The organism is Enterovibrio paralichthyis (assembly GCF_019209835.1).
In the GTDB taxonomy this organism is placed as follows: Bacteria; Pseudomonadota; Gammaproteobacteria; order Enterobacterales; family Vibrionaceae; genus Enterovibrio; species Enterovibrio paralichthyis.
Genome location: NZ_JAHUTS010000017.1, coordinates 1 through 22649 on the forward strand (window position 1 = coordinate 1; position 22649 = coordinate 22649).

General features: G+C 49.5%; 17 protein-coding genes and 1 riboswitch. Of the genes, 14 read left to right on the top strand and 3 right to left on the bottom strand.

All coding sequences use genetic code 11. The annotated features are described in order from the left end of the window. Positions 1-156: 156 nt before the first annotated feature. From KU854_RS17435 to KU854_RS17460, 6 genes are all read left to right on the top strand, one after another. Positions 157-615, top strand: a complete 459-nt coding sequence (locus KU854_RS17435; RefSeq protein ID WP_218359694.1) for a hypothetical protein — start codon at positions 157-159, stop codon at positions 613-615. Further along, on the top strand, positions 612-2612 hold the full coding sequence (locus KU854_RS17440) for an ATP-binding protein (RefSeq protein ID WP_218359695.1): 2001 nt from the start codon (positions 612-614) through the stop codon (positions 2610-2612). The genes KU854_RS17435 and KU854_RS17440 overlap by 4 nt, the downstream gene beginning before the upstream one ends. Then, positions 2594-3949 carry a sigma-54-dependent transcriptional regulator gene (locus KU854_RS17445; RefSeq protein ID WP_218359696.1) on the top strand — a complete coding sequence of 452 codons (1356 nt, stop codon included), beginning with the start codon at positions 2594-2596 and terminating at the stop codon, positions 3947-3949. Before KU854_RS17440 ends, KU854_RS17445 begins: the two co-directional genes overlap by 19 nt. A 184-nt stretch (positions 3950-4133) precedes the next feature. Then, complete coding sequence (locus KU854_RS17450) at positions 4134-5498, top strand: ABC transporter substrate-binding protein (RefSeq protein ID WP_218359697.1); 1365 nt, start codon at positions 4134-4136, stop codon at positions 5496-5498. Between the two features lie 77 nt (positions 5499-5575). Further along, entirely contained in the window at positions 5576-7324 is a 1749-nt protein-coding gene (locus KU854_RS17455) for an ABC transporter permease (RefSeq protein WP_218359698.1), read from the top strand. Positions 7325-7339: 15 nt separating this feature from the next. Further along, positions 7340-8416: an ABC transporter ATP-binding protein gene (locus tag KU854_RS17460; protein WP_218359699.1), complete on the top strand. Its 1077-nt coding sequence runs from the start codon at positions 7340-7342 to the stop codon at positions 8414-8416. A 471-nt stretch (positions 8417-8887) separates the two neighbouring features. On the opposite strand, the gene KU854_RS17465 is transcribed toward KU854_RS17460, so the two are convergent. Continuing rightward, positions 8888-9280, bottom strand: coding sequence for a hypothetical protein (locus tag KU854_RS17465; RefSeq protein WP_218359700.1), 393 nt, complete (start codon positions 9278-9280; stop codon positions 8888-8890). Between the two features lie 201 nt (positions 9281-9481). Between KU854_RS17465 and KU854_RS17470 the strand changes: the two genes are divergently transcribed. Next, on the top strand, positions 9482-10477 hold the full coding sequence (locus tag KU854_RS17470; RefSeq protein ID WP_218359701.1) for a 2-hydroxyacid dehydrogenase: 996 nt from the start codon (positions 9482-9484) through the stop codon (positions 10475-10477). 71 nt (positions 10478-10548) lie between these two features. Here KU854_RS17470 and KU854_RS17475 read toward each other — a convergent pair whose 3' ends face one another. Continuing rightward, complete coding sequence (locus KU854_RS17475) at positions 10549-11019, bottom strand: DUF2947 domain-containing protein (protein ID WP_218359702.1); 471 nt, start codon at positions 11017-11019, stop codon at positions 10549-10551. A 26-nt stretch (positions 11020-11045) separates the two neighbouring features. Then, positions 11046-11771 (bottom strand): two-component system response regulator TorR, encoded by a 726-nt coding sequence (torR, locus tag KU854_RS17480; protein WP_218359703.1) that lies wholly within the window; start codon positions 11769-11771, stop codon positions 11046-11048. Positions 11772-12303: 532 nt separating this feature from the next. Between torR and torC the strand changes: the two genes are divergently transcribed. The 7 genes from torC (at position 12304) to lpdA (ending at position 22632) form a co-directional block, all read left to right on the top strand. Then, positions 12304-13467 carry a pentaheme c-type cytochrome TorC gene (torC, locus tag KU854_RS17485; protein WP_418885866.1) on the top strand — a complete coding sequence of 388 codons (1164 nt, stop codon included), beginning with the start codon at positions 12304-12306 and terminating at the stop codon, positions 13465-13467. A 77-nt stretch (positions 13468-13544) separates the two neighbouring features. After that, the gene (torA, locus tag KU854_RS17490) at positions 13545-16073 is read left to right on the top strand and encodes a trimethylamine-N-oxide reductase TorA (protein WP_218359705.1); all 2529 of its coding nucleotides are present in this window, start codon (positions 13545-13547) and stop codon (positions 16071-16073) included. Between the two features lie 142 nt (positions 16074-16215). Next, positions 16216-16863 (top strand): molecular chaperone TorD, encoded by a 648-nt coding sequence (torD, locus tag KU854_RS17495; RefSeq protein ID WP_218359706.1) that lies wholly within the window; start codon positions 16216-16218, stop codon positions 16861-16863. Positions 16864-17295: 432 nt separating this feature from the next. Beyond that, entirely contained in the window at positions 17296-18303 is a 1008-nt protein-coding gene (gene purR, locus KU854_RS17500; protein WP_218359707.1) for an HTH-type transcriptional repressor PurR, read from the top strand. 307 nt (positions 18304-18610) lie between these two features. Continuing rightward, positions 18611-18707: riboswitch (cyclic di-GMP riboswitch) on the top strand. 115 nt (positions 18708-18822) lie between these two features. Next, positions 18823-19416 (top strand): TfoX/Sxy family DNA transformation protein, encoded by a 594-nt coding sequence (locus KU854_RS17505; RefSeq protein WP_218359708.1) that lies wholly within the window; start codon positions 18823-18825, stop codon positions 19414-19416. A 494-nt stretch (positions 19417-19910) separates the two neighbouring features. Then, positions 19911-20147 carry a hypothetical protein gene (locus tag KU854_RS17510; RefSeq protein WP_255555630.1) on the top strand — a complete coding sequence of 79 codons (237 nt, stop codon included), beginning with the start codon at positions 19911-19913 and terminating at the stop codon, positions 20145-20147. A 337-nt stretch (positions 20148-20484) separates the two neighbouring features. After that, complete coding sequence (gene lpdA, locus KU854_RS17515; protein WP_218359710.1) at positions 20485-22632, top strand: dihydrolipoyl dehydrogenase; 2148 nt, start codon at positions 20485-20487, stop codon at positions 22630-22632. The last annotated feature ends 17 nt before the right edge of the window (positions 22633-22649 follow it).

Below are 22649 nucleotides of genomic sequence, written 5' to 3' on the forward strand. Positions count from 1 at the left end.
GGAGGAGGCGATACATCATGTGTTGCCCATTAAGCGAGAAGATCGAATATACCCGAGAGCCGTGAAGCCTAAGGCAAAGAAATACCCCAATAAAAAGAAAGCCAGTCAGCTTAACTGACTGGCATTAACCCCTCCAGCCCTTTTTTCATTGAGTTTTTGCTTTCAGATGAGGGGCAATCCCTACTTTCGCTGCCGAATGTAAACCGTATCTCCCTGCAACAGGGACAGGAGATAAGCGAACAGAACCCAAGTCCGGTCTTCGACCCATATCTTTCCGCCATGCGCTACCATGCGGTCAACGCCCTGTTTGACCAACTCGTGACCAACCGTCTTCCTGATTTGCAGGCGTTTTGGCAACGCTGGAACCGCATAGATAAAAGCACCCTCAACGCCCAGACTCAGGCCAGCCTTGAAGCCATCTATAAACAAGCGACAACCGTGCCTATCTCCGGTACAGAAGCGGCAGATTCACAATTGAACAACCAACTCAGCCCAGAAAAACGCTACAGCCGCACCTTTCAGTCCATTACCGATATCTGGGGTGCAGAAGTCGCCGCGAATCTCGCTAACGCCAGTAAGGCTCTGGACGAGCTACCAATGGACGGCGTCCAATGAGAAAACGTGACAGTATCGCAACACGAATATTTGCACTGTTTGTTCTGGTGGGGCTAATTTCCGGCGCCTTTGTTCTGTCCAATTCGTTTTCTTTTCAACAGCTGACCACCAGCTCGCGGGCACTGGTCAATGAACAACTCCCTATTCTGGTTTCAGCCGCCAAAGTTGCACAAATCGGCGGCAGCATTACCACGGATGCAACCAACCTCGCACTGGCGACAAACGTGCAGGCACTTCAACGCGCCAGACAAAAACTGGCTGACACCCTGCCCAAACTAGAGCAAGTCACAGATTCCAGCGCCGTAAGCCAGGGAAGCCCGGAGTTCGCCACCCTTGTTGGCCGCCTTTCGGAAAACATCGACAACATTTACCGCAACACCGACAACAAACTCAAACGCCAGAACGCCCTGCGACTGTTAAGACAACAACTACACTGGCTGCAAATCGACTTCGTTGAAGAAGTCACGCCGCTAATCACCGACAGCCAATACAACCTGAATCAAATGCTGGAGAAACTCGCCCAACAACAGGCACTGACGCCGGAAGAGTTCACCACGTTGAGAAAAGAGTCTGACGTTCAGGTGCAGCTACTCAAACTGGAAGCCGATCTGAATCTGGTGTTGGATCTGCTTCAGCGGGCATCCCTATTCAGCGACAGAAACGACATTCTGACGGCGCAGAGCGTGATTGATGAAACCTTGCTGTCCATCGACCGACAATCAGAGCTTCTGTCGCCCTATCCCAGCACTGTTACCATCCGGCAAATGGCAGCTCAGGTGAAATCAATGACATCAGGCGAGGCGAATGTCATTTCTCAGAGCCTGAACGTTGTTGATCTGGACGAACGGAACCGGGAGCTTTTAACGGAAAACCAAACCCTGATTGAGCACGTCAGGCAGCTCATCAACCAAGCCGTCGCATTTGCAGAAAAGCAAAACACAGAAATGTCCCAAGCCCTGATTGATGTGATCAATCAAAGCAGCAAACAACTAAAATTCACCCTGATCGGCATCGTCATTCTTATCCTGTTTGTCGGGGTGTATCTACGCAGCCAGCTGCTCAACCGGCTATCAAATGTGCTGAGGAGTATGCGCCATCTCGCCCAGGGTGAACTTCAACCACTCATTGATATCCGGGGGAAAGATGAAGTGAGTTCGCTGGCGCAAGCCACCAACATCTTCAACGAGCAGGCGAGACAGGTAAAAGAAAATACCGCCATGCTCGAAATGAAAAACCGCCAGCTGACAGAAGAGATCCAGCAAAGAAAGCTCGCGGAGAAACACCTTCAGGATACACAGGAAGAACTGGTTCAGGCCGCCAAGCTGGCCGTTTTAGGGCAACTTACCTCCGGGATCGTGCATGAGTTCAGTCAACCGCTGGCTGCCATCAGCTCTTACACTTACCTTGCCGAGCAATATGTCCAGCAAGAGAAATTGACGCTCGCCCAGGACAAGCTGCAAAGAATCAACCGCATCACTGACCGCGCGACAAGGCTGTGCCAGCACCTGAAATCTTTTGCCCGCAAAACCGACGATCTTACCCAACCCACCTCGGTGAACCGCGTGTTAAACAATGCCTTGGATTTGTTTACCGACAGCCTGCCTGAGGCCTGGGTTTTCACAGAGATTGCCAGTGAACTTCGGGTTCTCGCCAATGAAGTGAGGTTGGAGCAGGTTTTTGTCAATCTCATCAGCAACAGCATTGATGCCATCAAGCAAAAGCAGCAAGACGATACTTTCACGCCACGCATCCATATCTTCGCCAGACAGGAAAACGATCAGGTCGCCATTCATATCATCGACAATGGATGCGGCATGAATGCGGAAGCAAAGGAAAAAGTCTTCGAACCGTTTTACACCACAAAAGAGGTCGGCAGCGGTCTTGGATTGGGTATGTCTATCACGCATAACATCATGAAAGATTTCGGAGGGAAGATTGCGGTTAATTCAGAACAAGGCCAGGGGACGGAGGTCATTCTATGTCTGAAGGCAACGTAATTCTGGTCGAAGATGACAACGAGCTGAGGGAAAGCCTGAAGGAGATTCTGGAACTGCAGGGCTTTTCCGTCACCTCGTTCGCCACCGCCGATACGGCGTTAGCCAGCTTGCAATACAACAGCGACACCGTGGTGGTGTCTGATATCCGCATGCCGGTCATGGATGGGATCACATTTCTCAAGCACCTTCAGCAGCTTGATTCTGCGCTGCCAGTGATCATGATTTCCGGGCATGCCGATATTGAAACAGCGCTAGAATCCATCAAGCTGGGCGCGTTTGATTTTGTGGAAAAGCCGCTGCGCCCTGAGCGTTTGATTGGTCTGGTAGAAAAGGCAACCCAACACCGGGCACTGACGCTGGAAAACAGGCGACTTCGCCAGCAAAAGCTTCGTGATATTTCTATCGACGAACTGTTGATCGGCCAGTCCGCGCCCATGCAGAAGCTCAAACAGCGGGTGATCACTCTGGCTAATGCAGAAGTGAATATTGTGATTAACGGTGAGACCGGCACAGGAAAAGAAAAAATCGCCCGGACGTTACATAGCCAGTCAAACCGGAAAGACCACCCTTTCGTTGCCATCAACTGTGGAGCGATGCCGGAGAACCTGATTGAGTCCGAATTGTTCGGCCACGAGGCCGGGAGTTTTACCGGTGCAAACAAGAAACGTATCGGGAAAATCGAACACGCCTCTGGCGGCACCCTATTTCTGGATGAAATAGAAAGCATGCCACTGACCGCCCAGATCCGTTTGTTGCGCGTGATTCAGGAAGGCGAACTGGAACGGGTTGGCAGCAATGAAACCGTAAAAGTCGACCTCAAAGTGCTTTCAGCGGCAAAAGGCGATTTGCTTTCCCTCTCCCAAGAAGGCACATTCCGACAGGATTTGTACTACCGGTTAAATGTCGCCTCTCTGGATATTCCCCCACTTAGGGAACGCAAATCTGACATCCCACAGCTGTTGGGGCATTTTCTCTTTCAAGCAGAGCAAAGGTTGGGACAAAAAGCCCCCACGCTAACATCGGTCCACTTCCAGCAATTAATGGCCCATGACTGGCCGGGCAACGTCAGGGAACTCATGAACGAAGCTGACCGCATTGTGCTGGGTATCTCCGATCTCATCTTTACGGGCAGTAACGAGAACTGTCATACCCTTGCCCACCAAATGGCGCAGTATGAGTTTTCACTGCTTCATCACACGCTCAAACAATTCAACGGACATATCGCACAAGCCGCAGAGTATCTGGATGTACCGAGGAAGAACCTCTATTTGAGAATGAAAAAGTACGGCCTTAAAAAGGAAAACTACCTCGTTGATTTTGAAGGGGATGATCAGTAGGTCAGTTTTGACCTACTCTATTCGGTTAAATGACCGCCATTGACACATGACTTCGTGATGAATAATTTTCGGGCACTTTAAAATCAACCACTTAAACATATCAATAACATTGGCATAACACTTGTAATGCTCCACTGGCGATGGACAGGAATTCCCCTGTTTCATGAATCTAATGGAGTGTTTTATGACAGCAAGCAGCTATCAAGGATCGACCAGCCTATCTGCAAAAGTTTCACTCGCGGGAGCAATACTCGTTGCGCTTGGCAGTACTTCAGCAATGGCAATGTCCGACGCAAACCTCGTTATTGTCACTTCTTTTTCCAACGACGTTACGGACGTTTATGAAAAGGCGTTCGAAGAAAAATACCCAGGGGTAAATGTCGAGGTGCTGTCCAAAAAGACCACCGCCGGTATCAAATACCTTCAGGAAACCGCCAGCAACAACAAATCTGATATTTTCTGGGCATCAGCACCCGATGCTTTCGAAGTACTCAAAGACAACAACCTTCTTGCTCCATACCAGTCTTCAGTCACGGGTATCCCCGAAACAGTCGGCTCCTTTCCTATTAATGACCCGGACGGTTTCTACAAAGGCTTTGCGCTTTCCGGCTATGGGATTATGTGGAACACCCGCTACATGAAAGCCAAAAAACTGCCGATGCCGAACGAATGGCAGGATTTGGCAAAGCCGATCTATCACAACCATGTCGGCATGTCCGCACCTTCACGTTCAGGCACGACTCACCTGACAGTTGAAGCAATATTGCAGGGTGAAGGCTGGGATCAAGGCTGGGAAACCCTGAAAGCCATCTCAGGTAACTTCAAAACGGTCACAGAACGCAGCTTTGGCGTGCCTGATGGTGTCAACAGCGGCGCATTCGGGCTGGGTATCGTGATTGACTTCTTTGGCCTGTCATCCAAAGCCAGCGGCTTCCCGGTCGAATTCCACTACCCGACTGTGACCGCATTGGTGCCAGCTAACGTGGGCATCGTGAAGGATGCGCCAAACAGTGAAGCTGCCGCCGCATTTGTCGATTTCCTTCTGTCTGAAGAAGGCCAGGCGCTGCTTCTGGACAAGAAAATCCAGCGTCTGCCCGTCAACCCTGCGGCATATGCCAGCACACCGGAAGGCTTCCCGAACCCGTTTACCGGCGAAAAACTGGGCACCGTTGATTTCGATCTGGATCTCTCCAAATCCCGCTACAACGTCGTCAACAGCCTGTTCGACGTAATGATCACGTATCGATTGGATGAGCTTCGTGAAGCCACAGAAGCAATCCAAGAGGCAGAAGCCAAAGCGGAAGGATCAAACAATGAAAAGGCACTGTCACTCATTGCAGAAGCCAAGCGTCTTGTCAGTGAAGTTCCGGTTACCGCATCACAGGCATCAAACCCAGAATTCGCCGCTGTCTTTACCAAAAAACGTAAAAAAGCGACCGATAGCGTAGGCGCCCGTCAGGCGGAAATAGAACAGGCATGGGATAAAGCCACTCTGGAGAACTACAACAAAGCTACTGAGCTTGCCGAGCAAGCCAGCAGCATCCTGTAGTCGCGCAACCGCCCCTTTCGTTTATGACGCTTTAAACGTTGCAAGGGGCGGTTTTTCACCGGACATCGGAGTATCTCATGAGCAACATTTCTCTTTCTCAATCGGATAAATCAGCACAAGCTGGAAGCAAAAGTCTCTGGAGCAAAGTCCGGCAGGACTGGGCGCTCTATCTCAGTGCCGTGGTGATTGCATTTTTTGTGATCGTGTTTCTTTTTGTGCCCGTGATTAAAGTTATTTTTGTCGCGTTTCAGGATCAAAGCGGTTCATTCACGCTTGTTAACTTCAAGGATTTCTTTGGTTCCAGCCTGTTCCGCGAATCGTTTTTCAACTCTTTCTATGTCGCCTTTATGTCTGTCATTGTGGCATCCATCATTGCGATGCCACTGGCCTATTTCACCAGCCGCTTTAAGTTTCGTGGTGCTGTGCTTATCCAGACCTTGGGTATTGTGCCGCTGATCATGCCACCCTTTATTGGTGCCGTGGCGATGCAGCTGCTGTTTGGTGAAAACGGTACGCTAAACCTTCTGTTGGATGAATATTTCGGCTTTACGATTCCCTTGATGGAGGGGCTGAACGGGGTCATTTTTGTTCAAAGCGTCCACTATTTTCCTTTCATTCTTATTAACTTATCTGCTGCCTTACAGAATATTGACCGCTCGATGGAAGAATCTGCCCAATCACTGGGTTCTTCCGGATTGAGATTGTTCCGTCGTATCGTCTTTCCGTTAGCCATGCCCGGTTATGTTGCCGGTGCATCGCTGGTGTTTGTAAAAGTCTTTGATGACCTCGGCACACCGCTGCTGCTGAATGTAAACAACATGCTCGCCCCACAGGCATACCTGCGCATCTCTTCCGTTGGTATTTCAGACCCGATGGGCTATGTCATTTCCGTCATTCTGGTTGCGTTCTCTGCCTTTGCGTTGTGGGTTTCCCTGCAGGCGCTGAAAGGAAAAGATTACTCGACCAGTCAGAAAGGCGGTGGTGGCCTGTCAAAACGGGAACTTCGCCCGATGGAGAAACTGGGATGCTACGCCGTGATCGGGCTGATTCTGGCGCTGGTTCTCGCACCGCACTTTGCGCTGCTTCTGCTCTCTTTCGGTACCATCTGGAGCTACAGCCCATTGCCTGATGGCTTTACGTTTGAGCATTACACAACTGCCGTTACCCAAGCGTCTGAGTTTATTACCAATACCCTTCTGTATGCGGGTCTCGCCGGTCTGATTGATGTCATTCTGGGTACTGCCATCGCCTATCTGGTGTGGCGTACAAAAATGGTAGGTCGCAAATGGCTGGACTTCGGTGCCATGGCCGCGCTTGCCGTTCCCGGTGTAGTGCTGGGTATTGGCTACCTGCGCACTTTCTATGATGTGGAAATGCCCTTCATCGGCAGTTCAATGGCGACCTGGTGGGGCATCATCGTTATCGCCCTGTCTGTGCGCCGCCTTCCCTACGCGCTTCGTTCATGTGTGGCGGCACTTCAACAGGTCAGCCCTTCCTTTGAAGAAGCCTCTGAAAACCTGGGAGCGACCCGCACCACCACCATTAGACGCATTGTGATTCCATTAATGGCAGCCGGTATTCTGGCGGGCTTTATTACTGCGTTCGCGACCGCGGCCGTGGAGCTTTCTGCCACTATCATGCTGGTTTCCAAGGAATCCGATGCCCCACTGGCGTATGGACTCTACATCTTCATGCAAAGCGCTGCCGGGCGTGGACCGGGTGCGGCGTTAGGGGTGATTGCCGTCGTCATTGTCGGCTTGGCGACGTATCTCTCCCACACCATTATCGAGCGCACCCGTCAGGCGCACAGTGAAAAACAACATTAAGAAAAGGAACGTCTTATGAATACGGATAAAAGCCAACAGGTGGGCATCACCATCAAAGATCTCACCCTCTCTTTTGGAGACACAGAAGTGCTCAAAGGCGTAAATCTGGACATTAAGCCGGGTGAGTTTTTCGCGTTCCTTGGTCCATCTGGCTCTGGTAAATCGACCCTTCTGCGCGCCATTGCAGGTTTTGGCCCCGAGCCAAAAGGAAAAATCCTGCTCGGCAATGAAGACATAAAGTCATTGCCGCCGTGGAAACGCAATGTCGGGATGGTATTCCAAAGTTATGCCCTTTGGCCGCACATGACCGTCAGGCAAAACGTGGCCTATGGACTCGAAGAAAGAAAAGTACCCACTGCGCAAATTAGGGAGCGCGTGGACAATGCGCTCAACCTCGTTGGTCTCTATCATTTGGCAGATCGACGCCCTTCGCAGCTTTCCGGTGGCCAGCAGCAGCGAGTAGCTATTGCGCGCACTGTGGTTGTTGAGCCCCGTGTTTTGCTGCTGGATGAGCCGTTATCAAACCTGGATGCCAACCTTCGTGAGCAGATGCGCCGGGACTTGCTTGACCTTCAGCGCCAGCTGGGACTGACCACCATCTTCGTGGCCCATGATCAGGAAGAAGCCAACACCATTTCCGACCGGATTGCCGTATTAGACCAAGGGGTTATCCAACAGGTAGGTGCCCCTATGGAGTTATATGATAACCCGGTCAACAAATTTGTGGCCGACTTCCTGGGAACAGCCAATATGCTGGAGGGGCAATTGCAACAAGCTGCCAGCGGAAAAAACTTCACCACACCATCGGGGATCTCATTCCCGTTTGATCATCCGATCAGCGGTGATGTTTCCCTTGTTTTCCGCCCTCAAAGCCTTGAAATTGCAAGCAACTCGCTGCCAGATGACAGGATTACCCTGCAAGGTTTCGTCAAACACCGGGAGTTTTTGGGTCATTTGGTTCGGTACAGCATTGATGTGGGTGGACAGGTATTGATGGTGGATGATCCTCACCGTCGCGGGGCGGAACATCTGAGAAACGGTGAACCAATCCGATTGGCGTTGAAGCCGGAAGAAGTGGTTGCGCTGCAATAGCTTTGGTAGGAAACCGTTTACTAAGCGTCGGCGTTGTCTGGCGCTTTTCTGGTTTAAAAGCGGGTACTTATTTAAAGCCCCAAAATGAAAAAAACCAGCGTTGATAGGCCAATACCGACGCTGGTTTTCCTCGAGTTTTTACGTTGGCAGATTTAGAGTTCTGCCCTCTCATTAATTTCCTTCAGCTGATAGAACCAAACAGAAAGAAATGAAAGTTCTTAGGGTCCGTTTACCTTTCAGGTTCAAAACGAGCCAGAAAGATAAACTGACCCCAGCTCAAAATCAGTCTGTAAGTGGCGGCCTGCATTACCGACTGGTTCCGAACACAGGGCTAATTTAGTATCTGCAGAATAAGAAAACTGTGAGGTAAACGTAAAAGTTCCCTTATGTTTTAATAAGATGCAGAAAAAATGCGAGGCAGATTAAACTCTGGAACTGGCATCACGCTGCGCAGCGAAATAAGTGCATTTTTTAACCGGCGAAATTTGTGACGCACTCCGCGCGCCCCAAGGCGTAGAGCCGTTTCTCCCGGATATTGCGTCTCGATTCATTCCAGTTTTCAATCACCACTTCCCGGTATTCTCCCCGGCCGGTTTCGGAAAACAAGAAACGATCCACCGTATGGTTGTAGGCTTCCAAATCCATTTTTTCCTGATACACCACACCCATCAGTTCAAACGCTTTGGCTTTCTCTTTACTGCTGCCAATCACGGTAAACCGTTGCAGCGTATCCAGTGCCGCTTCGTATTCACATTCAACAACCTGCTGCTCTGCTGCCAACAATTTGCCGTGTACCCCGTAGGTAGATACATAACTACAACCACCTATCATCATGGTGATGGCGAGTATTAGTGCCTGTCTCATCGTGGTTCCTTATCTATTGTGATTTATTGGGAGCGGCAATCTTTTGTCACCTTTCTGGTATTAATTGGAAGAAGCAAATTCCGAGCCATTACAAAGGGTTCGCGGCTAATTATAGAGGAATCCCAGTTTCGACATTTTCAATTTCCACGGCTTCAACCACGTTTTCTAGAAGAAACGAGAAAACCAATGATGGAGCCACCTATGAAAGTAGCCGTGTTCAGCGCCAAATCTTATGACCAGACGGCGTTTGAAACGTGGAATGCACAGTTCGGTCATACCCTTCAGTTCTACCCATTCCGTCTCTCGGCGGACACTTCCAAGCTGTTGCACGGGTTTGATGCCATCTGCGCCTTTGTGAATGATGATTTGAGTGCCCCTATCCTCGAAGAGCTGGTAAAACACGGCGTAAAAGTGATTGCGATGCGATGTGCCGGTTACGATAAAGTGGATGTTGATGCCGCTAAAAAGCTGGGATTACAGATTGTCCGCGTTCCGGCCTACTCCCCGGAATCTATCGCTGAACATACTGTCGGGCTGATGCTCTGCCTTAACCGCCATATTCACCGCGCCTACCAGCGAACCCGGGATGCCAACTTCAACCTCGAAGGCTTGAAAGGCTATAACTTCCATGGCCGTACCGTCGGTGTCGTCGGCACGGGGCGGATAGGCATTGCAACCCTTCGTATCCTCAAAGGGCTTGGAATGAACCTGCTGGTACATGACCCTTACGAAAATCCGGAAGCCATTGCACTTGGCGCCAAGTATGTTTCGTTGGATGAGCTTTTCGCCAAATCCCATGTCATCACCTTGCATTGCCCCCTGATGCCGGAAAATCACCATATGCTGAACAAATCTGCGTTCGATAAGATGCAGGACGGGGTGATGATCATTAACACCAGCCGCGGAGGATTGCTGGATTCAAAAGATGCGATAGAAGCGCTGAAACAACGCCGCATCGGCGCTCTAGGCGTAGATGTGTACGAACATGAACAGGATTTGTTTTTTGAAGACAAGTCCAATGACGTGATCCAGGATGACGTTTTCCGCCGGCTTTCTGCATGCCACAACGTGTTATTCACCGGCCATCAGGCATTCCTGACTGATGAGGCGCTGGGCAATATTGCCGAAACCACCTTGTCTAACATCGCCAAATTTGAAGCGGGCGAACCGTCTGGAAACGAGTTATTCCAGGACTAATCTGCTGATTTTGAAATAAAAAAGGCAGGTTTCGACCTGCCTTTCTTTATTGATAACCGCTTGGGAAGAGGTTAAGGACGCACACCCAGTTTTACGGTGCCGTTTTGTTCAAACATGGCCACTTCTTTACGTTTACGACCCAACAGGATTGGCTTGTCATCGTAAAACAGGAAGTTTTTCCAGTATTGCTTGAACACGCCCCAGCGGGTCTCAATCACGTTGTTCTTTTCATAACAAAAATAAACCACGCAGTTGTCTTCCCACGGGAAAAAGGCCAGAAATTCTTCAGGCAAGTCGCCCTCTGCTTCCCAAGGTTCCTGCCAGTTCTCTTCTTTTTGCCAGACTTCACGCATGATTGGCCAATCGCCTTTGCCGAAGTGATCCGGTGTCGGGCTTTGCTGGCTGATAAAATCACGCCACAACTGCGCACCACGATCTGTGGTCATCGGTTTGATGTGCTCACGATCTTCTTCAGCCACAGGCATAGACTGATGGGTAAAAATCCACTTGCGTTTATAGTCTTCAAAAGGGATGTAATTCATAGTTCTCTCGGGTTGTGCAAGAAACCCTACTTTCCTGCAAACATGTAGCCTTCACCGTGTACGGTTATGAATAGCTGGGGTTTTTTCGGCTCGTCTTCTATTTTATTGCGAAGACGGCGAACCAACACATCCACGGTTCTGTCGTTTGGCGCATCAACCCGGTGACTGAGCAAATTGAGCATGCGCTCCCGGCTCAGTACCCGGTTGGGATTGGAAGTAAACGCCACCAACATTTCATATTCTGCTTTGGTCAGCTTGACGGCTTCACCGCCTTTGCTCAGTGCGCGACGGTTGATGTCAAACGTCCAGCCATTGAAAGCGACAATCTTATCATCTTCTTCTGGCAAACTCTCTACGCTTGGCGCGTTACTCACTGCGTTGTTAGCGCGTGAAATACGCCACAACAGGTTACGCACACGCACCAGAAGTTCACGCAGTTCCAGGGGTTTGGTGCAGTAATCATCTGCGCCCATTTCCAAACCCACAATACGGTCAATGCTGTCCGTGCGGGCAGTAATAAGAATGATGCCGATATCGGACTGGCTACGCAGCTCACGTGTCAGCATCAACCCATCCTCACCGGGAAGGTTAATATCAAGCAACACTAAATCTACATGTCGCTCAGAAAGTACTTTGTGCATCTCCCTGCCATCAGCGGCCTGACTGACGTTATATCCTTGTTTTTCGAAGTATCCGCTGACCATAGTCCGGGTCACCACTTCATCATCTACGACCAGAATGTGATAACTCACTCAACCTCTGTTCACATTTCGTCATGAGGAGGCGCACTGTATCAGTAAAGCGCCCATTAAGTTTGATTTAAATCACATTTTCTGTGTTTTTTTACAGCACGTCTTACGGTCAAACCTTAAGCAAATCACAGGCGCTTATGCGAGCGATGTATCGAAATTGTTGTTTTAGCACGTTTTTTTAGTGATACAGCACCAATTTATTGATTCAGCGATCATTCCATTCATCTATTTTCACATGCCAGCAGCATCTGTTCATTTTTCTGCGTAACCATATTCACATCCAATCGGTACTATTCGCGACTCGAAATAACGCATCAAAAACATGTAGCTAAATACCCTGACCAACTGAAGAAAAAGGCAGCAACAGCGCGTGATTTTTGCCCACAGGATTGCCTGTTTGGACAAACTTTCACCCTTTTAGGCCTGAACCTCCAGAAATGCAGGGTTAAGTGGGCTGGCTTGCTTCCAATCAACATGTCGGGAATGGGCCCAAACACTGTCTACGAAAACTTTTATGGGTGTATCCATTTTTATGAAAACGCTATTAAAGAAGCTGACCAAACCTAGCGCGAAGTACTCCATCATTGCGCTGGTCCTGATCGGTGTTGTTATTGCGGTCGCCGGCGTGGTCGTAATGAATCAGTCACTGGCATATTTCTCGAAAACTGAGTTCTGTGTGTCGTGCCATACCATGCAGCAGAACTACGAGGAATATAAGCAATCTATCCACTACAGCAACGCGAAGGGTATTCGTGCTGAGTGTGTAGACTGTCACCAGCCTAAAGACTTCACAGGTAAAATCCTGCGTAAACTGGGCGCCTACAAAGACGTTTACCACCACTTCGTAACAGGCAAAATCGACACGCCTGAACAGTTTGAAGAGCACCGACTCGAGCTGGCCCAAAAAGTTTGGGACCGCATGGCTGATGAGAACTACAAAACCTGTACCACTTGCCATTCTTACGATGCGATGGATCACAGCAAACAGTCTGTACAGGCGATGAAAGAGATGATCCCGGCTGCCAAAGAAAACATGGCATGTATCGAGTGTCACAAAGGTATTGCCCACGAACTGCCAAATATGGCTGGCGGTTTCCGTAAGACTTTCGAAACCCTGAGCGCTTCTGCAGTTGCTCCGGCTGGCGCGAAGAAACTGTACTCGCTGAGCGAGAAGAGCCTGTTCGCGACTGCTGACGCTAACGGCAAAGTAGAAGGCCAACTTCTGCCAGCTTCTGAAGTTGAAGTGATTGGTGAAGAAGGCGACATGCTGAAAGTGCGCATTCAAGGCTGGATCGAAACCAACGGTAAAGGCCGCGTAATGACGGAATACATGGGTAAACGTGTATTCAAGGCAACAGTACGTGGTGACGTGAAAGCAACTGAAACTGTGATTTCTGAAGAAGTTGACCCAGCGACTCACATGTCTTGGACTCAAGTTGCGGTAAATGCCTACATCACTAAAGACGGCATGCTGGACAGCATTGAACCTGTTTGGGAATACGCATCTGAAATGTACGCGTCTTCTTGTAACTCTTGTCACGCAGCACCGGCACCTGGCCACTTCACTGCGAACGGTTGGATCTCAAGCCTGAAGGCGATGAGTGCATATTACCGTCTGAGCAAGACAGAAGAGCGCACCCTGCTGAAATACCTGCAAAACCACGGTAGCGACACCGGCGGTGCAGGCGCGCACTAATCAGCAATAAAAGACAAAAAAGGCAGATGCACTCATGTGCATCTGCCCTAACGATTAAAAACTATAAGGACTCCTACATGGCGACTGAAAAACAACAAGGCATTACCCGCCGTCGTTTTCTCTCTGGCATGTTAACCGCCAGTGCCACTGCAGTAATCGGTACCAGCCTGCTGGCGCCTCGCAAGGCAATGGCCGCGACTGATGCGAAAAGCACTTTCTCAGGCGAAGTGATCCACGGTTCACACTGGGGTGCATTCCGCGCGAAAGTTGAAAACGGTATCTGGATCGACACAGTTCCATTCGAACACGATCCACACCCAACCGTTATGCTGAACGCAGTACGCGAAGTGGTTTACAACCCATCACGTGTTAAATACCCAATGGTACGTCTGGACTGGCTGAAGCACGGCTGGAAATCTGACACTACCCAACGTGGTGATAACCGTTTTGTACGTGTGCCATGGTCTCAGGCTCTGGACTTCTTCCACCACGAGCTGGAGCGCGTTCAGACGACTTACGGCCCAAGCGCACTGTACGCGGGTAACACTGGCTGGCAGTCAGTAGGTAAATTCAACGCAGCGGGCACCATGATGCAACGCGGTGTTGGCCTGCACGGTACTTTCCTGGCGAAAATGGGTGACTACTCCACCGGTTCTGCGCAGGTAGTTCTGCCTTACGTTGCCGGTGCAATGGAAGTTTACGAACAGCAAACTTCATGGCCTGTAGTTCTTGAGAACGCGAAAAACATCGTGATCTGGGGTAACGACCCTATCAAGAACCTGCAAGTTGGCTGGCAGATCCCAGACCACAGCGTTTACAGCTACTACCAGCAGCTGGCTGAGAAAGTGAAAGCAGGCGAAATCAACGTTATCCACGTTGACCCTGTTAAGACTTCTTCTTACAAATACTTCGGCGGCAAGCAGATTGCGGTTAACCCACAAACTGACGTTCCGTTGATGCTGGCACTGGCGTACACCCTGTACACCGAGAAACTGCACGACGAGCAGTTCCTGGCTGACTACACCACTGGTTTCGACAAGTTCCTGCCTTACCTGCTGGGTGAGAAAGACGGCGTGGCGAAAACTCCTGAGTGGGCAGAGAAGATCTGTGGCGTTAAAGCCGATGACATCCGTGAACTGGCGCGCACCATGGCAAGTGGCCGCACCCAAATCATGGCTGGCTGGTGTCTGCAGCGTATGCAGCACGGCGAACAGTACGCATGGATGATCGTTGTACTGGCAGCAATGCTGGGTCAAATCGGTCTGCCAGGCGGTGGTTTCGGCTTCGGCTGGCACTACAACGACGCTGGCTGTATCACCTCTGCTGGCCCGCTGATGTCTGGTTTCAGCTCAGTAACTGGCGTTGACCCAATCCACAACGGCAGCTACAACGGCTACTCAAGCTACATTCCAATCGCGCGTATTGTTGATTGTCTTGAGAACCCAGGCAAAACCATCGATTTCAACGGTCACAAAGTGAAGTACCCAGAAATCAAGATGGCGATTTCTTGTGGTAGTAACCTGTTCCACCAGCACCAAGATCGTAACCGTATGATCAAGGCGTGGCGTAACCTGGAAACTTACGTTTCTATCGACCACCAGTGGACAGCAAGCTGCCGCTTCGCAGACATCGTTCTGCCAGCGACCACGACTTACGAGCGTAACGACATCGATTCATTCGGTAACCACTCAAACAAAGGCATCATCGCGATGAAACAAATCGTTGAGCCAATGTTTGAAGCGAAAGACGACTTCGATATCTTCCGTGAGCTGTGCAGCCGTTTCGGTCGTGAAGAAGCCTTCACCGGCGGCAAGACTAAAATGGAATGGATCGAAGAGATCTACAACGGTGCGCGTCTGCAAGGCCGTGGTATCGGTGTTCGTATGCCTAACTTCGTTAAATTCTGGGAAGAAGAGCAATTCATTGCGTTCCCAGAAGGTACCGAGTGGGTTCGTCACTCAGCGTTCCGTAAAGAACCGGATCTGGAGCCACTGGGAACCGCGACTGGCCTTATCGAAATCTACTGTAAGACTATCGCTGACATGGGTTACGACGACTGTCAGGGCCACCCAATGTGGTTCGAGAAAGTGGAACGTAGTCACGGTGGTCCTAAGTCGAACAAGTACCCGCTGCACATGCAAAGCTGTCACCCGAACTACCGTCTGCACTCGCAGCTGTGTTCTTCTGACGACTTCCGTGGTACTTACACTGTTGCTGGCCGCGAGCCTTGCTACATCAGCTCTGCAGACGCAGCGGCGCGTGGCATCAAGTCTGGCGATCTGGTACGCGTGTTTAACGACCGTGGTCAGGTACTGGCAGGTGCAGTCGTGACTGACGACTACAAAGCAGGCGTTTGTCGTATCGAAGAAGGTGCATGGTACTCTCCGCTGGAAGGTGGCAAGCCAGGTACCCTGTGTACTTACGGCGATCCAAACGTACTGACCATGGATATCGGTACTTCTAAGCTGGCTCAGGCAACTTCTGCGCACACCGCACTGGTTGAGATTGAGAAATTCACCGGCAAAGTACCCGCAGTCACTGGCTTCAGCGGCCCGACTGAAGTTAGCGATGTTAACCCACTGTTCCCAGCGATGGATATCGCATAAGAGACAGTGTGAAGAAAAAGGGCAGCTAAGCTGCCCTTTTTTACTCTAACTTATATACACTTGAAGGGCTTATACCCAAGTGTCCTCTTTCTACAGGCTGCTTGGGTATACACTCTAACGCTTATCGAAAAACGGAATGACAATGCAAGAATTTATTGCCATTAACGAGCAACGTGCCGAATTCTACTGGTGGATGTCATCACTGTTCGCCACCGAGTTAACGCAGGACGACCTGAACAACTACCACGGCGCTGACATGGATAACTATTTCTCCGTGCTGGCCATGACAGGCGAACTGAGTACACCCGTAGCCGGGCTTCGTGAAGCACTGGCAAAACTGAAAACACGTCAGGATGCCCAACTGGAGCTGGCGGCCGATTTCTGCGGCCTGTTCCTGAGCACGCCGAAAACCGGTGCCCTGCCCTACGCCTCTATCTATATTGGCGAATCTGGTCTTTTGAATGACAAGCCAGCGCAGGAAATGGGTAAATGGATGGAAAGTTACGGCATTGCCCAGCGTAAAGATTTCAACGAACCTTTCGACCATCTGGCCGTGGTTTTGGATTTCATGGGTAATCTCGTCATTCTGGCAAATAAAGAAGAAGACGAAGAAAAACAAGAAGCGGTGATGCAAGAGCAACAGCGTTTTCTGGAAACCATGGTGATGCCTTGGATTGAACAATTCCAAAGCACCCTTAACCAGTTTGACCAATTTGGCTTCTATAAAGCGGCAGGTAATCTGCTGGTCAGCTTTATCAAACTGGACTTAGCCTTCCTCAAAGGCGAATAAATTATTTACCCAAACAATCAGCCGGGTTATTACCCGGCTTTTTTATTTTAAAGAATTCATTTAGCTAGCCCGAAATTGCTTGACCACCATCAAGCTTATTTACCTTGCTGAAATAGAATAATTGCGACAAGTGGCGGTAGCCATTAAACTGTGAACGCAAGCGATTGGCATTGAGATATTTCCTGAGAATTACACCAGACTCAAGTAACTGCCTCGCGAGATTGCCCTGCCCCCAATTGCCGTTATCCGGCCCTGTGCATACAGCATCATGGTTTGCATTGATATCGGGGAATGAAGCGCATCTCCCAAGCTAAATGAACCTGAAGCCGGTGACATAGCCGGAATTGTACGCCGCTGATTGAAAGCGGCGTAAACATGTGCAGCACCTGACAATTCATACGCTGCCAATGAAAACGATAAGAAGATTACCGAATGGCAACAATTAAAGACGTCGCTCGTCTCGCAGGTGTCTCGACCACCACCGTTTCGCACGTGATCAATAAGACACGTTTTGTGGCCGAGAACACCACTACAAAAGTATGGGCGGCAGTTGATGAACTGAATTACGCACCAAGCGCCGTCGCGCGCAGTCTGAAATGTAACTCTACCCGCACCATTGGCATGCTGGTAACCAAATCCACAAACCCATTCTTTGCGGAAGTGGTACATGGCGTTGAAGAATATTGCTACAACGAAGGCTACACCCTGATCCTTTGTAACACCGAAGGCAACCTGGCAAAACAGCGCGATTACCTGCGCATGCTGGCTGAGAAGCGCGTTGATGGCCTGTTGGTTATGTGTTCAGACCTGAATGAAGAACTGCTGGCACTGCTGGAGAAAAAAGCGGATCTGCCAATGGTCGTGATGGACTGGGGTACCCAGCACGTGAATACCGACTGTATTCAGGATAACGCTGAGCTGGGTGGCTACATTGCGACGAAACATTTCATCGAAAACGGCCACACCAAAATCGGTTGTATCTCCGGCCAAATGGACAAACTGACCTGCCAGGAGCGCCTGCAAGGTTTCCGCCGTGCGTTGGAAGAAGCCGGTTTGACCTATCACCCTGAGTGGATTGTTGAAGCAGACTTTGAATGTGACTCAGCAGTTGAGGCGACAAATAAGCTGATCGCGCAGAAAGACCGCCCTACGGCTGTGTTCTGCTTTAACGACATCATGGCGTTGGCGGCAATCAGTACGTTCAGACAAGCCGGTTTGGATGTGCCGAACGACATTTCTGTGATTGGCTACGACAACATTGATCTGGCAGGCTTCTTCTCGCCGCCTTTGACGACCATCCACCAGCCGAAAAACCGACTGGGTAAAACCGCCATCAAGTTGCTGATGGAGCGTTTGGCGAACAAAGAAAACAAGCAACAAATTTTCGAAATGCAGCCAGAACTGGTGGTGCGCCGTTCAGTGAAAAACTTGAACAACTAATCGGCGCACTTCGTGCAAAATTACATCAAAAAGCCCGAGATTACACTCGGGCTTTTTTGTTTTTTGCAAGTTTTATGAAAATTGGAATCTTATTGTTGCGACAAAGCTCAAAATCGCTAAAATGCCCAGTTTTCTAGTGCTACCCTTATTCAGATTAACGAATTGGGTGAAACGGACAAAAATTCTTCTATAACAAGAGGAACCCTTTATTTTTAGACGTATCAATAACGCTCTATCTGAACCAAGATCACACTTTGCTAGACCAGCAATAACGACAAAATGACATGATTCGGTTAAGCTAAATCATGTTAAGAAAAGGCAAACCACGGCGAAAGCGTGGGACGCAAAGCTTCCGGCCTCACACCGACGATAACTTCAACGGTGATGGTAGCGGGGTTACCGATGACGTTAGCATTTCAAAGCCCGGTTCACCCGGTTCGTTGACAATTCTCTGAATTCGCTTTGCTACGTTACTCCTTGACCATTCATCCAGGAACGTATTGATTGAGAATAAGTCACATGGATAAACCTACTCTAAAAAACACACTGAAGTTCTTCGAATGTCTGGGCAAAATCAAATCCCGTTCTATGTTTGGCGGATTTGGTGTTTTTTGCGACGAGACAATGTTCGCGCTTGTCGTGAATGATCAGCTCCACCTTCGGGCAGGCAGCGGTAATCTGTCAGAATTCAAGAAACTGGCAATGACCCCATACGTTTACAAAAAACGTGGTTTTCCAGTTGTCACTAAATACTACGCTGTGCCCGAGAATTGGTGGGAACAGTCTGAACTCATGATGAGTCACGCCAAGAAGGCGCTGTCAATTTCCAGGGAAGATCAACAGGAAAAGAAGACGGCTGCGCCTACACGTATCAAAGATCTTCCCAACCTTCGCCTAGCAACAGAACGCATGCTAAAAAAAGCAGGAATCGACTCTGTCGAAGAACTGCAGCGTGCGGGCGCAGTGCGTGCTTATAAAGCGCTACAAGAGTCACACAGCGATAACCTGAGTATCGAGCTTTTGTGGGCACTCGAAGGTGCAATTGAGGGGAAACACTGGTCTGTCATCACTCCACAGCGCCGCAATGAACTGTTAGAAACACTCCAACAGTAAAAGCCTCACCAACAACTCCCCAAAAACAGCCAATGTGCTTTTCCCGCCATTGGCTGTTTTTTTGATTACCCCCACATTTATCCCCCTTAACACCAATCACTAACCGTATGCCGTTTTGAAAACATTTATTGCCCTCAATCTGCGTCCCTTTTGAAGATGAAATGGAAAAGTTTGCCATAGGCGAAAGCTTTAACAGCGGGGATTTGACCACGATACTTAATAAAAATAGAGACTGATTAGGTGAACGCGAAGAAACGATGGCAAAACTTCATAAGTCTCATTAATGTGACAATCATCACATATACAGAACGGAAATTATGCTTCTGATTATCAGATCATCACTTTCTGAGCTATGCCAAAAGAGGAGATAGATTAATGGCAACAATAAGATGCATTACAACAAACCTTTTCCAGACCAAGTTGACCGCATATTCCGGGACCATTTCCGGAAGTGGCCTCGTCGGTTCAAATGGACAGTTTTTGGCTGTTTCTTTTTGCCACTTTCATTTTACTATGCCAGCGCGCACGGTACCTTTGCTCCCTCATTCCTGACCATTCTAGTGATCGTCTTTTTTGCCGTTAATGCGTTGGTTGTCATTTGGGGGCTCAGGCTGAACAGTTTTGCCCAACGTAGCTACTGGCACCGTAACTATCACATTTCGGGCACGACGACGCTGGCACTCATTCCACTGGCCTTATTGGCTATCCAATACACAAAATACTGTCTGTAAAATACATACTGCTTGTTATTGAAGCGTTTATCACAGTGTGCATGACAATCCCTATCGCCAATCTTTCTGTGTTCTTCGATAAAATATCAAAGCGCCTGCAATCAAATCCGTATGCTCCCGGTCATTTATGTATACGTATCCTCACAAACGCTACAGAGTGGTAAAAGCGGCTTGCCGGTCACGGACACCCTACAAGGTCACATTACTTATAATTTATCTGCCTAATACCCAGAAATTTAAGTAGTTACCTGCAGGCATTAGGGATTTTTTGCCATAGTTAAACCAGCATTTCGAAACAGCCACCCAGAACAACGACTGTTATTTATAGGGATAGGAAATGAACACAAAGAAGTTAGCTATTCTTGTCGTCATCGCAGCCATATTCATTACTTGGTTTGCTTTTGATCTCGGCGCCCTGTTTACGCTTGAAAACGCAAAAGCCCAACACGCAGCGCTGAAAGATTCCATTGCGCAAAATTTCCTGACGGCGAGTGTCATCTACTTTGTCGTTTATGTAACCATGACAGCCCTTTCACTGCCCGGCGCAGCGATTGCAACCTTGTTGGGTGCAGCGTTATTTGGGTTTTGGTGGGCATTGTTGCTGGTTTCATTTGCCAGCTCTATCGGTGCAACGCTGGCATTTTTGGTAAGCCGCTTTTTGCTCAAAGATTGGGTACAGGGGAAATTTGGCAATAAGCTGACCACCATCAACCAAGGGGTTGAGAAAGACGGTCCTTTTTACCTGCTTACCCTGCGCCTTATTCCGGTGTTCCCGTTTTTCCTGATAAACCTGCTGATGGGTTTGACGCCTATCCGCACTGCGGTTTTCTACATTGTCAGTCAAATCGGTATGTTGCCAGGCACTGCGGTTTACATCAATGCCGGTACCCAACTGGCACAAATTGACTCTTTAAGCGGTATCGTCTCGCCTGGCGTGCTACTGTCTCTCGTTCTTTTGGGGATCTTCCCCATCATTGCGAAGGTTGTTATGAATTTTCTCCAAAAACGTCGCGTTTACGCAAAATGGCAAAAGCCCGTTAAGTTTGACCGTAACCTGATTGCGATTGGTGCAGGTGCCGGTGGTTTGGTAACAACCTATATCGGCGCGGCGGTAAAAGCGAAAGTCACGCTTATCGAAAAACACAAAATGGGCGGCGACTGCCTCAATACAGGTTGTGTTCCTTCAAAAGCCTTGATTCGCGCAGGTCATGCCATGCATGAAATCAAACGTTCTCAGGAATTTGGTGTTTCTGCCGGTGAGCCAAGCGTTGATTTCAAACAGGTGATGGGGCGTGTCCATAAAGTGATCGCAGGTATTGAGCCCCATGACTCCGTAGAGCGCTATACCAAGCTTGGCGTGGAGTGTATTCAGGGCGAAGCCAAGATCCTTTCCCCGTGGGAAGTGGAAGTAAACGGCGAGCGCCTGACAACCCGCAATATCGTCATTGCCACCGGTGCGCGTCCATTGGTTCCCGGCATTCCAGGCCTTCAGGATGTCAGCTACCTGACTTCTGACACCATTTGGGAACTTCAGGAACAACCTAAGAAGCTTCTGGTGTTGGGCGGCGGCCCTATCGGTAGCGAACTGGCACAAAATTTTGCCCGCCTTGGCACGGATGTCACTTTGGTGGAAATGGCGGATCAACTACTGATCCGCGAAGATGCCGATGCCGCTGAACTGGTGGTGAAAGGTTTGCAGGAAGATGGTGTAAACATCTTGCTTGGTCACAAGGCAGCCCGCTTTGAGAAAGATGGCGACATTCAGCGCGCCTACCTTGAACATAATGGTGAGGAAGTCGTCGTCGAGTTTGACTATGTCATGCTCGCCCTTGGCCGTGTTGCCAACACCAAAGGGTTTGGGTTGGAAGATATCGGCGTGGAACTCGCAGAGCGTGGCACTGTGAAAGTGAACGACTACCTGCAAACCAACTACCCGAACATTTTCGCGGTGGGCGATGTAGCCGGCCCTTTCCAACTGACACATGCAGCGGGTCATCAAGCATGGTATGCCGCAGTTAATGCCCTGTTTGGCGACTTCAAAAAGTTCAAAGCGGATTACTCTGTTATGCCCGCAGCCACCTATACCGCACCGGAAGTTGCCCGTGTGGGTATTAACGAAAAAGAAGCTAAGGCAATGGGTATTGATTACGAAGTGGCCCACTATGGTATCGACGATCTCGACCGCGCCATTGCTGACGGTGAAGACCATGGCTTTATCAAAGTCATCACCCCGAAAGGCAAAGACAAAATACTTGGCGCGACCATTGTCGGCTCCCATGCCGGAGACTTGCTGGCAGAATTTACCCTGGCAATGCGCCATGGTCTTGGTTTGAACAAAATTCTCGGTACTGTTCACCCATACCCCACCATGAGTGAAGCAACAAAGTACACGGCGGGTGTGTGGAAGCAGAACAATGCCCCTCAAGGGTTGTTGGCCTGGGTAGAGAAGTTCCATGCCTGGATGCGTAACGAATCCAAAGCCTGAATTTCAACAGCAATTAA